This window comes from Paenibacillus nitricinens (assembly GCF_052056485.1).
GTDB classification, from domain to species: domain Bacteria; phylum Bacillota; class Bacilli; order Paenibacillales; family Paenibacillaceae; genus Paenibacillus_AQ; species Paenibacillus_AQ nitricinens.
This window is the reverse complement of record NZ_CP183948.1, coordinates 3,190,962-3,203,173: the sequence shown is the minus strand read 5'-3', so window position 1 is coordinate 3,203,173 and position 12,212 is coordinate 3,190,962. Positions and strand designations below refer to the sequence as shown.

Annotated in this window: 8 protein-coding genes; 1 reads left to right on the top strand and 7 read right to left on the bottom strand. The window is 42.6% G+C overall.

Annotated features, from left to right (window positions below):
* Positions 1–5: 5 nt before the first annotated feature.
* From ACN6KS_RS14290 to ACN6KS_RS14280, 3 genes are all read right to left on the bottom strand, one after another.
* On the bottom strand, positions 6–821 hold the full coding sequence (locus ACN6KS_RS14290) for a sugar phosphate isomerase/epimerase family protein (RefSeq protein ID WP_440962277.1): 816 nt from the start codon (positions 819–821) through the stop codon (positions 6–8).
* 145 nt (positions 822–966) lie between these two features.
* A complete protein-coding gene (locus tag ACN6KS_RS14285; protein WP_440962276.1) occupies positions 967–3,351 on the bottom strand; it encodes a polyprenyl synthetase family protein in 2,385 nt (794 codons plus the stop codon).
* Positions 3,352–3,516: 165 nt separating this feature from the next.
* The gene (locus ACN6KS_RS14280; RefSeq protein ID WP_440962275.1) at positions 3,517–4,620 is read right to left on the bottom strand and encodes a saccharopine dehydrogenase family protein; all 1,104 of its coding nucleotides are present in this window, start codon (positions 4,618–4,620) and stop codon (positions 3,517–3,519) included.
* Positions 4,621–4,748: 128 nt separating this feature from the next.
* Here ACN6KS_RS14280 and ACN6KS_RS14275 point away from each other — a divergent pair, with 128 nt between their 5' ends.
* Positions 4,749–5,834, top strand: coding sequence for a helix-turn-helix transcriptional regulator (locus tag ACN6KS_RS14275; RefSeq protein WP_440962274.1), 1,086 nt, complete (start codon positions 4,749–4,751; stop codon positions 5,832–5,834).
* A gap of 199 nt (positions 5,835–6,033) precedes the next feature.
* Here the strand turns inward: ACN6KS_RS14275 and ACN6KS_RS14270 are convergent, their stop codons facing one another.
* The 4 genes from ACN6KS_RS14270 to ACN6KS_RS14255 all read right to left on the bottom strand — a co-directional run bounded on the left by ACN6KS_RS14270 (position 6,034) and on the right by ACN6KS_RS14255 (position 12,130).
* Complete coding sequence (locus ACN6KS_RS14270; RefSeq protein WP_440962273.1) at positions 6,034–6,567, bottom strand: hypothetical protein; 534 nt, start codon at positions 6,565–6,567, stop codon at positions 6,034–6,036.
* A gap of 152 nt (positions 6,568–6,719) precedes the next feature.
* On the bottom strand, positions 6,720–7,061 hold the full coding sequence (locus tag ACN6KS_RS14265; protein ID WP_440962272.1) for a DUF1801 domain-containing protein: 342 nt from the start codon (positions 7,059–7,061) through the stop codon (positions 6,720–6,722).
* A 171-nt stretch (positions 7,062–7,232) separates the two neighbouring features.
* Entirely contained in the window at positions 7,233–11,156 is a 3,924-nt protein-coding gene (locus tag ACN6KS_RS14260) for a discoidin domain-containing protein (protein WP_440962271.1), read from the bottom strand.
* Positions 11,157–11,467: 311 nt separating this feature from the next.
* Positions 11,468–12,130: a GNAT family N-acetyltransferase gene (locus ACN6KS_RS14255; protein WP_179281493.1), complete on the bottom strand. Its 663-nt coding sequence runs from the start codon at positions 12,128–12,130 to the stop codon at positions 11,468–11,470.
* Between the last annotated feature and the right edge of the window lie 82 nt (positions 12,131–12,212).

The following is a 12,212-nucleotide window of genomic DNA, read 5'->3' as shown; positions in this document are numbered from 1 at the left end:
CTATTCTACCTAAGGTAATTCAAAGCAAACGTTACGTCATCTACCTCTAACCCATGCATAATAACGGGCCCATCATAAGTCTTACTTAATTCATTTAGATATTCTCTTAAAGGCAAGTTCCCTTTCCCCACAGCTGCAAAAATGATCTTCTCTTCGGTGACTAAAGCATCTTTGCAATGGGCAATGGCTATGTAATCCTTCAGCGCGGTTAACGTTTTTTCGATTTTACCAAGGAGATCTTTATGATCCTTTGGAGTTACAAGATTTGCCGCATCGTACAGAAGCTTAAGATAAGGTGTATCCAGATTTCTTAGTAGTCTTAAAGCATCCTCTGCCGTACTCACCACATTGGCTTGTTCAGGTTCAAATACTAAAGTCACTTGATTGGCTTCGGCAATTTCAAGCATCCAGGCAAGACTATCATGCAATAGTGACCATGCTCTCTCTGTATGATTCTCCGGATGAGGACTCCAAAAATCTTCTTGATTCAAACTTCCTGTAGAAATAGAAACAAACGGCACCGCTAATGCTGCTGCAGCTTCAACTACATTGTTAAAACATTGCTGGTTCTCGGCTTTCTTCCCTTCATTCAGCTCCAGCGCATTAAAAGTCCCTGAGATCACAGCAATGCTAACCCCACTGTTCATGGTTGCTTCTTTGATTTGAAGGATGATCTCCTGAGTAATTTCTTTAGGTAAGCTCGCCAACCCTACGTTAGCAAAATTGAATTGAACCGTACTCATCCCTTGGGCTTTGATTTTGTGTAAGGCGGTCTCCAGATCATCGTTCAAATATATTTTCGAGAAAATTCCCAGCTTCACAAGTTACACCTCCTTCACCCCTTCTTCAATCTATCATACACTCGAAAACAATTACAAACAATAAAAATCAATTAGTTTTATTAAGTGAAAAATAAAAAAAAAAATTAAAAAAGTGCTGGCAATCAAGCCAACACTTCATAATCAATTATCGATTTCGATTAATCATATAATTCAATAAATGCTTTAGAAAAGCAATATTACGAGGAATCTCCTTCAATGCTTCCATGGCGAGACAGTAGTGCTCCCACATCTCTTTTCGCGCACCATCGGCCCCAAGGATCGATACAAATGTCGAATTGTTATTCTCCACATCCTGACCGATCGGCTTGCCTAATAAATGATGATCCCCTTCCAAATCAAGCAAATCATCTTTAATCTGAAAAGCAATTCCCGCATGGTAGGCAAATTTTTTCAGAGACTGAATTTCTGACCCCTGCACCTGAGCAAGAATGGCTGGCATCACTAGTGAAGCTTCAAAGGCAATTCCAGTCTTATAGAAACAAATCATATTTAATTGCTCTAGTGTCAGCGTTTGTCCCTTAGAATTCAAATCCATCGCCTGCCCCATACAAGTATCTCCTGCTTTTTGGGCTGAATATTGCATTAAGGCAAGCACAGCTTTAGCATCAAAAGAATGAAGTGACGCCTGTTCCTCGATCGACTTCTGAATCAAAAACAGACCGGTTAATTCCGCCGTGGAGCTATTGTACACTTCGTGCAGCGTTGCACGACCTCTTCGGGTTGAGGCATTATCCTGGGACGGAAGATCATCGAAGATTAGGGAAGCCGTATGCATATATTCCAAAGATCGAAGAAGCGGTATAATTGCCGATTCATCAAGACCATATTCGTTAACGCCCATGACCCATGTTAATATAGGCCTTATGCGCTTGCCATCTCCTTCTAGACTATAGTTAGCCGCATCAATAAGCAGTTCTTTCATGGCTGGTGTCTCGTCTGGCTTGAATATCAGCAATTGGTTATTGACTTGATCACGGACCTTTTGAATCGTTTCTCGAAACTCCACTTTTTCCTTCTTACTGTTTTTTAAATTCAAAAGCAACTGGTCCCGAAGTAGTTTATCGAAAAAATCCACATCGTCCGCTTTCTGCACCAACTGCTGTACAAGTCGATTAAATTCTGGTTGACCCGAAGCGAAGATCTCCATGATCTCTTTATACTTTTCAACACCTACACGTTCTTTACAGCGCTTGAGACCATTGATGGCTCGATCTAATATGACCTCACGGGTTTTAGGATCAGATTGATACACCGTGTGTATTAAATGGGAGATGACCGTCCAGTATAGTTCAAAAGGGTTGATCAGATCTGAACGTTGACCACGGTATTTTAAATAATATGTATAGGGAGTTACCGCTCCCATTTCCATATCATCAAACATATCCGCAAAATCATCCGCGAGCTGATTGTAAAGCCCATAGAAGAAAGTACGTTGATCAAATCCGTCATCGGTTGGAGCACTAATTACGGATCGGACAATTAAACGGGAAGAAGAGGATTTTAAAATGATGGGTATAAAAAGTTCTTCATTACTGTATTCAGGGTTAGATAGATTCTTCATACGATCCAACTCCTGGGAATGAAAAAACACAAAGGACTGCTCGAAGAATGTATTCTGCATTTCTGGCCGCTGATATCCCCTAATATACTCAAAAGCCTCCTTGAGCTCCGAATGTACAAATCGAAGGAACGGTATATTCTCTCCGGACCATTCACCCAATTCCGGCACAACTCTATTAAGGATCGCCATGCGTATCATTTGAGAATATTGTTCTTTCTCAGGGTCGGTTAAGACACTGGAATCAAGAAGATCATCAATAAATGGATAAGTTAAGCCATACGAATAACCAAGCCTAATTGCTTCACCAATTCTTGCGGCCCGCTCCACAGCCGATACTTTATCATCCATCTCTTCCATCACATGAAGAATTACTCCTATGATGATCTTTATCAATTTGCGCTGCGCTTGCTCAGGATTCATTTCCTTCGGAAGATGTGCTGACACCTGCTTAAGTTTGTCTATCACCCAAATCGTAGCAGTTTCAACGCCTTCCTTCTGAGCCCAACGATAAATCCCCGTAAAACTCATAAAATCTGACTGATCCCCCGAATTGGACGAACCCGGATGAATCATCTGATTTCTAATGTCGGCAACCATACGCTTAATTCGGATTTGTGTGTTCGGTGCATCCAAAGCTTGCCCCAGATCTCTCATATAAAGATAAGAAACGCTTCGATCCAAATAATCTTCCAATTTACCGGTTTGATTCAGCCATCCTAGATATCTATGGTAATCCTTAGAATCAGGTTTCCTTTTTCCTCTAGATAAAAAGGACAACCATGAACGACGATGAATGTGATTCTTCTTCCACAACCGAAAATCTTCAGTTAAGGTAGTCACGTAAGTTTTTTCTTTGAACTGTTCACGAAGAGATGTAAAATACTGAGCTGCCTTCCGCTCAGCGATCGGGTATGCTGTATCCGCGTGATCTGTAAATTCTTCATTCATAGGTGATGACCTCAACTTCTCTTTTTGTTAACATGACCCATTAGGAAATCAGAATTTCTTCCTGAATGAAATGTTCATCAGTTAATACGGTCAAAACGCTATTCGGTTACGAAAAAGAAGCCTGACTCATCAAGCTTCTTTCAATTTTTCTATACACAAATTATTCTATTTTGATTTATCTGTATTATGCTCCTTTACTTGGATGTCCAGCGATAGAGCTGCTCCTAATTCCTTTTGAACATAAGCTAGATCTGTGATCTGCTCAATATGATATATACCTCCCGGAAATGGTGAATCATACAGTAGCTTTGAGACTGCTGCAGTCACTTTTGCCGTAACGATGGATTGATTTTTCCCTTGCAGCAAAAGATCAGCAAACATGGGCTTCCCCTCACGATTTGTTCCACGAGCCTCAACCTTGATCGCGAACCGGTCACTACCTAAATGGAACCTCTCCATGGCGCGAACAATTGACCTATTCACCCCGCCTGTCTTCAGTAAACGAACGGCTTTTGTTATTTTAACTAATGCCAGTATTTTGGTAACAACGGCCGAATCTAGACAGAAACGTGTGGAGATGGACGATGCTTTGAGCGTTCGGGCAAGTGTCTGTTGATCTGAGAAGGGGAAACGATACGCATAATGGCTCTTTAAATTATCGCCAAAATGATAAGATTTGCGGTCAGTGAAACTCTCCACCTCTACTAGACGATTATCCTGCTTCACTTCGAACGTTTCTCCTAAACTATTCACCGTCCATTCGATCGCTGCCTTCCCATGAGAATCACCAAGTCCGAGCATAATTGCGATTTCGATTTCTTCCGTTTGTTCTATCTGTCTTTCAGCTTCAAGTGCCATAAGATTGGTAATACCGGGTGCAAGCCCTACACTAAGAACAGCACTAGACCCATGTTGTGCAGCCAGCTCACGATATGCCTCAATTTGAGATAAAAACGGACCGCTCGCAGATACATCTACATAATGCGTTCCACTGCGAAAGCAAGCTTTTACAAAATCCGTATTCGTTTGATCCAAACACATAATAACTAGTTTCACTCGATCTAGTAAATGTGCAGGTAACGGCTTATTGATATCTAACTGCAACGGCTTAACTTTACCGTGTGTTGATTGACTGAACTGCTCTGCTTTTTCAAGACTTCTCCCGGCAGCAACTACTTTACCTGGGTACTTCTTCTCTAATATTTCACATATCGTACGCCCTACATGTCCATAACCACCAACGACAACAATATCTTCTTTATCCTGCATTTTATCACCGCATCCTATATAATAGAGTTAATTAATAATCATTCTCAATTATACGGATTTCGCTTTCGTTCACTATCCCACAAATGTGGGGGTTCGTTATACTACATTCATGACTAGAGGTCTACCCAATGAACACTAATAAACATTTCAGTCAAATAAAGAAACAAATCATTAAGCTAGGAATGGTTACTGATTCATCACATCACTACCGTACTTCCTTGCTGTCTCTTTTACGTGAAGCTGTTCCTTTTGATGCTGCTTGCTGTACTCATGTTGATCCACAGACATTGCTTTCTACGGGTGCAGTTACGGAAGATCATGTGGAGTCCATTCATCCCCACTTGTTCCAGAATGAATATGGTGAGGAGGATGTGAACAGCTATGAGCAAATGGTTAATCACAAACTTCTTGTCGCTACATTATACGAAGCAACCGAGCAGCAACCCGAGCGAAGCGCTAGATATCGAAAGGTTTTGAATCCAGCAGGTTTTGGGGATGAACTACGTGCAGTGCTAATTCTTGGAGAAGCATGTTGGGGGTATTTGACGTTGTACAGGAAAGCGGAGCAATCAAAGTTCTTACCAGAAGAATATGACTGGATCGCCTCGCTCATCCCTCTCATTGCCACCAGAATACGTGCTTTCAGTCTTGAGCTTCCTGAGCGAGATGAGACTTGGCTTGATAATCATTATGGTTCCGGCATTGCTGTTCTATCTAATCAATTTGCTCTTCTCTCCTCCAATCCCACAGCGGATCGCTGGTTAGATAAACTTCGATCATTGGAAAAGATCGATGCTCATATCCTGCCACGGCCAATCCGTGCGGTTAGCACGCAAGCGCTCAACAGCCCCTCCGAATCTACGGGAACTCCTAAGGTATGCATCCGTATGAATGAGGGGCCGTATTTAGTCATTCGGGCAAGCCGTCTTCACGCTTCCGACGGTCAGTTCCAGTGTGCTATTTCATTCGAACCCGCACGTCCAGCTGACATGCTTCCAATCATTGCTGAAGCGTATCGTTTGACGGAACGCGAGCAGCAGCTATTACACGGTGTAATTCGCGGATTATCCACTAAAGAATTGGCTTCTGCTCTACATATTTCCGCATACACCGTTCAGGATCATTTAAAGTCTATTTTCAACAAGTCAGGAGTTAGTAGCCGTAGAGAACTTATTTGGTATTTGCATTCACGCTACAATATTATAGAAGCCTAGGCTGCTAAACTTTAGTCCAATGGCTGACTGACAAGCATATGATATAAACCATAGATACTACAGCTATTTAACACTTGAGATGAACATTATTTTTCAGAGAGCAAAATAAAAAAGTACCCTCTCTATCCGTTTAGATGAACGACCGGAGTGGGAACTTTTAAATGAAAACCTTATGCTCTGATCAAGTTACATAACGTTATTACTTCGTATCTATAGATATAGATAACGTCCCATTAGATTCAACTAAAGAAATTTTGGCGTTATCCGTCTGCCATACCTTACGAAAGTTTGTATCTTCGCCATCTTTTTCCGTATCTGTGGTGTTCTCTTCACTGTTAGTGGCAGGCTCTCCAAGCTGTTGCGTAATCTCTTCTGTTAATTCTTCCCTGGTAGCTTGTTCAAAATGAATAGTCTCTCCAATCACTTTTCCAGAGTCATCGTAGGAGACCTGAAGAGTTGCCTCGTGATTCACAATCTTCTCATCATATTCCCGTGATATAAGGGTAGCATTCGTACCTTCATTATTAGGTGCTCCTTCGCCGAGTAATTGGACAACTTCAGCATCCTCTTTTCCAATCAGTGTGGCTAATGAGTCAAGCTTATAGCTGCTCTCAGCTCCACTTGGTGCAGTAGTTGGAGGTGGAAGCTGAGATTTATCTGGTACTGGTTTTGAGCATGCACCAAGGGCAAAGGCCATAAGCAGTAACAAACAAGTTTGCTTTAATTTCTTCATGGGTTTCATTCCCTTCCTTGCTAGCTATTGATGTATTTTTCACAATTTATTCAACGATTATGTATGGATGGAGCAAATTCCACACAAAAAAAGACGATATCCCATGAAGTCAACTGACTTTGAGACACCGTCCTACATCATGAAACTATTCATTAAAGAGAAACTGAGGCTTGGCCGACCCAATTCACTAATTGAGCCATGTTCACGGTATCCCCTTTACGCAGTTTCAGTGTTTTTCTCTCCGGTGGGCCTTCAAATATCCCTTCTGGAAACACGAGCTCATTCGTATTAAAAATAACAAAGCTTACCGTATCTTTCGAAGTTGAGATCGCTGCTGCGTATTTACCATTTTTCAAAAAATGAGGCTTCTTATACTGAATTCGTTCCTGCACATCCGGAATGGCTTGATGAACCACCTCACGAAGAGTAGTGGATAACTCCACCTGCCATGCTTCTTTTAACCCTTCAATAAAATCGATGACTTCCTGATTCATTATTCATCTCTCCTTTATGTACATAACAGTTAAAATTTTTAGTATGTTTTCTACTACCATTTATTTCTTGCTCATTAAGTCAAAACCCTTCTGCGTGATTGTTAATTTCCACTAGCTACAAAATAAGAAAAAAAGGGAAAAGTTCCGAAGAACTCTTCCCTCAGGCTATCGTTAATGGATCGTTAGATTAAAACCACTCTGAATATAATTCAGGTTCGGGTTAGCAATATTCGTTGTTGTTAGGTTGTTAAACGTTGCTGAACCATTCCCTGTGTAGGTGTAGATGGCCGAACCCTGATGTGGCCCGGAAAAACGTGAAGTGGTAATTCCATCCAAGCCGGTACCATTAATATTGATGTTGTTGAATACGATATTCTCAAATCCACCACCATAACCGAACTGGATCGCATCGCGTTGTGTATTGATGATATCGATGTTGGTGAAGGTCACGTTCTTGATGGCATCATTTGAAGCTTCCAAATCAATAGCTCCACGCTCTCCACCATACAGATCTTTACTTGTACCACTTGTAATAATCGTAGTATCGGAGAAAACAATGCCCGCATTATTCTGGAAATGGTAGCCAGGGAACACGGTGTTCATCCGTATACCAGAACCACCTACAGTGTCAATGATGTAGTTGTGATCAGCCTTATGACCACCGCCTCCAAAGAATGCTATAGCTGCTGCACGCCAGTTATTCTCAATAGTGTTATACGAGAACGTATTTTTCACACCTGCCGGAGCACCATTCGTATTACTGGTCCATACTGCAAGACCATCGTCACCATTATTACGTACATTGGTGTTTCGAACAATGGAATTGCTAGTGCCTTGGGAGTAGTTGATGCCATCGGCTAGATTGTTCCGAATCCGGCTGTTTTCAACCACAAGCCCACTGGCATAGATAGCAGGTGTATGTGCATAGTCGCCTACCCACATACCACATTCAAAGTGTTCTACCCAGACATCATGGATGATTGAATTGGTTCCGAAGTTATCCATAAACCCTTTGTAAATCGCATTTTGCCCATACCGGGATCGCAAATTCGAATTCATATACACATTACTAAAATCTAGCTTGCCGCTAATACGGAGTGAAATACCGCCACCTGCGGCATTAGGGTTGGTAAACTGGATGTTCGTATGCCAGATACCAGCACCCGTAACCGTAAAGTTGTTGATCATATTGCTGGCAGAACCGATTTCCCACATGCTGCTAAGATTGAATGTTCCGGCAGGAATATACATGCTCTTCCCGCTAGCAACTGCTGCATTCACCGTTGCTTTAAAGGCTGCAAGATCGTCTTGACCATCATTAGGTACTGCACCATAATCTGTCACCGACACGGAGTTAGCCGGACGAGCGACTGCCGTAGGAACGGGTTCGATTTCGAGGAAATCAACACCATATTCCAGGCTATCACCATTGTTCTTCTGTATCCGTATGTTATCTCCAGGTTGCAGAGGGGTATCTAATTTCCAGTGTACTTCATCAAATCGGAAGAGTGGACGCCCAGCACTAGGAGCATCACCAGGCATATCGCCTGAGAAATACTGCCAGCTGTAATAGGATGTTAACGATACCGTTTTGACTTTTACTCCATTAACATATACGTCAAGTGAACCATTCAATCCCATACCATCCGATGAGTCAGGCATCGTAAATCTCATAGTCACACCCGCGCCGCCTTGCCCCTGTCTGACCGTCCATCCTATGTTCGATCCATTCGAAGGAAGGGCTACATAACGCTGACCAGACGCTTCTGAAGCAGTTAGGGCTTGATCAAACGTAGGTGCAGTTTTTAGTATAGCCCCCCCGCCGAGAGTAGCATCTTCAGTATCATACCGACTATAAGGCATGCTTGCACCACGTAAAGCATACACAACCAGATTAGTCGTGCTTACATTGTTTGCTTGCTTAGCTGTTACTTCATTCGCATCCACTTCCAAGGTAGTGGTTACAGTGTAATTGCCGTTGACAGCTGTCCATGTCCCTGGAATCGTGACGTTAATGGAAGCACCTGAAGCTAGGGTCCCGGTATAAGATCCATTAAAGGTTTGGATCGTGGAGCCTGCTGAGTTCTTAAGGGCTACTGTAATACCATGAGCACCGCTTGCAGATGCAATGGTCCCTTGATTCTTAAGATTTACATTAAAAGCTACTGTACTATTAGCAACTGGATTACTTGGGGTCCATGAAACTACACCCACTAAGTCAGAGCTGGATACTGGTGCGATAACAAGCGATGTGGGATTCGAATAGCTGTTATTCCCTTCGTTCTGCTCGAAAATCAAATTGCTCTCATCTACTTTAGCGCTCAGAGCATAGGTCGCTGCGGCTTTGGCTCCAGCATTTAATGTCATTGAGGCTGTTGTCGAAGCGCCTGCAGCTAGTAAACCTACTGGAGCAGAACCGACTAGCTCATTGTTTAAGTAGAAATTTACAGTTGTTGCTCCGGAGCTAGCATTTCCATTATTCTTAACCACTGCATTTAAAGTAATTGCACTTGTCTCGACCGGAGATGCAGGTGACCAAGACATTCCCGTTATCATTAGATCAGGATTTGCCCCAGGTGATCCGAATACTTGAAACTCCGCAATTTGCCCCGCTGGAGCGCCAGAGTTCGAAGTAATATTCAACTGCAGACGTTTAACCGTTGCCGTAACCGGTATAGTTACTGTATTGCCTGAAGCTGGATTAAATGTATACGATTGAGCCGATACCAAATTACCGAAGGTAGTCGTGTCTTGATTGTGACCGAGTACTTGAATCGTTTGCGTGCGAGTGCTCCAAGCAGAAGATGGATTCAGCTTCAATACGATTGACGTAATGTTGTGGTTCGCGCCTAAGTCGAGCGTAAGCGAGCTTGGATTGCTGCCACCTTCCCAGTACGTACTTGTGTCGTTATCATTCGCATTTGTTGCTACGAACGTTTGTGTACTGGAAGAAGCGTTAATCGTCTTGCCGACAGCAATATTACTCCCAGGAGCAAGTGTCGGTGTGACCGCCGGTGTTGGTGTCGGCGTTGCTGTTGGTGTCGGCGTTGCTGTTGGTGTGACTGTTGGCGTTGGTGTTGGCGTTGGCGTTGGTGTTGGCGTTGGTGTTGCCGACGGTGTTGGTGTGGCTGTCGGTGTCGGAGTAGGTGTTGCAGGAGGTGTTGTTGTCGTCGACGCTACTGTGATTTGGTCAAGATTAACGTTACCAGAATCACCAGCATCATATTTATATGCGATGGTGTTGTTACCCGCATTCAGATTAAGAACTTCCACTTTAGTGCTCCATGAATCCCAATTTGCCAGGTTAGGTAGGGAGGTCTGACTAGTTTTGGTACCATTGACATAAATGCTGATTGTCTTTGCACTGCCACTTGCATTAGCGTATTTCAATGTCACCTCACGACTACCTGCTGCTGGCACGTTAACCGTGAATGTCGTTGTTGCACCTTGTGTCAAATATCCATCCACGAAGCCCGTACCGGAGTATCCGGCATGATCTGTGTTCACTTTAGCTCCTCCAGATAGTGAAGCAGATTCAGCTTCATAAGTGCCGGAAGGCGTTGGAGTTGGAGTAGGACCACTAGTGCCGTAAATCTCGAATTCGGACAGCTGCGCTGCCGGCCAGACGGTGTTGTTCGTTACATTCAGACGAACGTAACGCGTACTGGTTGAGGCAAAGTCGATTGTAACACTGTTACCTGCCACTGAGGGGTTAAATTCATAACTCGCAGACCCTACAATGTTAGTAAACGTTGAACCGTTGGTGCTACCTTGAACGGCCAGTGTTTGCGTCCGTGTCTCCCAACCCGCAGGGAGCTTAAGAACGATTTGATCAATATTCGTATTTGTCCCTAAATCGACCTGAATCCATTGCGGTAATGCATTATTTGTACTTTCCCAATACGTGCTTTGATTACTGTCTTTAACATTATCAGGACTATACGTTTGAGATTGACCGCTCGCTGTTACATTTTTGCCGAGTGCCAGGTTTGGTCCTCCAGAGGCAGAAACAAAATTAAACGGACCCGCAGCCAAGAATATACTTGAAATCAGCATGGATACTACTAGGGACCATACAACATACTTGTTACGCATTTTAATGTTAATCCTCCTCAAATATGTTAGATTCTCAGTAATACACGAACCTATCAGAGTGCCCGAATGATAGCGTTTACAAATAAAGTCATCTCAGAGCACATTAAACAGAACCACACCCTCCCTTCGCTTTCAGACACTTTCATTATAGAGAAGTGAGCCTACAGCTATAAGATGTAATTCTACGGAAAAGGTAAGTGATACCATTATCACAAAACTATGCGATTTACGGAATCTATGACATCCGCAATTGGTTTCTTGATTCACTCAAAATCAAGAATGCGATATATAAAAAATACTTATACTTAGGGCTACGAAAATCTGCCTTCGTCTACCGTATCGTCATAGAATTGGCTCTTTGTTTTACTATTCTTTTTAAACTTTCGGAAATGATAACCACATGAGCCGATTTCATTTTGTTTTTTCGTGAAAGATTCGCCAACTACATTAAAATCCTCAACATTACAGACGTTGTCATGATAGTAATCGCCTGCCCCTTTTTCAAAAAGTCTGAACCCGCTTTTTTGAGCGGTTCTGAATGAAGCTGGATTATCAAGCGCTACACTTGCGGTAATGTATTCCAGTGATAATGCTTCAAGTAAATAATCTGACGCTGCCGCGCCCGCTTCCGATGCATATCCCATTTTGGTGTATAGACTTTTCATATACCACCCCATATGCACTTCATAGGAGATCTTTGATGGGTGAACTGAGATGACACCGATTACGTCGCCAGAATATTTTAAGCATATAGCAAATAAATTGCCACGTTCAGGATGTTGATCATCGATAATAAGGCCTTTGTCTTTCACACTTTGAAAGAATGCTAACATTATTTTAATAAAATCAATCGATACGTCACCTTGAAAAAATGGGTGTTTCATGACCTGCTCGTCGTTTTTCATTTCAAATAGCGCCTCTGTATCTTGTTCTATAAGGTCGCGGAGAATCAGCCTTTTGGTTTCAATGTACATTTCATCACCTTTATTCATCATTATTCTGTATATAAATTTTCATCATGAACATCCGATTAATGCAAGTTAAATCATACTTAAA

What these genes read in the sequence shown, in the direction of transcription:
- ACN6KS_RS14260 (WP_440962271.1), bottom strand. Translation starts at nt 11,156, where the DNA reads ATGCGTAACAAGTATGTTGTATGGTCCCTAGTAGTATCCATGCTGATT.
- ACN6KS_RS14265 (WP_440962272.1), bottom strand. Translation starts at nt 7,061, where the DNA reads ATGAATCAGGAAGTCATCGATTTTATTGAAGGGTTAAAAGAAGCATGG.
- ACN6KS_RS14280 (WP_440962275.1), bottom strand. Translation starts at nt 4,620, where the DNA reads ATGCAGGATAAAGAAGATATTGTTGTCGTTGGTGGTTATGGACATGTA.
- ACN6KS_RS14255 (WP_179281493.1), bottom strand. Translation starts at nt 12,130, where the DNA reads ATGTACATTGAAACCAAAAGGCTGATTCTCCGCGACCTTATAGAACAA.
- ACN6KS_RS14275 (WP_440962274.1), top strand. Translation starts at nt 4,749, where the DNA reads ATGAACACTAATAAACATTTCAGTCAAATAAAGAAACAAATCATTAAG.
- ACN6KS_RS14270 (WP_440962273.1), bottom strand. Translation starts at nt 6,567, where the DNA reads ATGAAGAAATTAAAGCAAACTTGTTTGTTACTGCTTATGGCCTTTGCC.
- ACN6KS_RS14285 (WP_440962276.1), bottom strand. Translation starts at nt 3,351, where the DNA reads ATGAATGAAGAATTTACAGATCACGCGGATACAGCATACCCGATCGCT.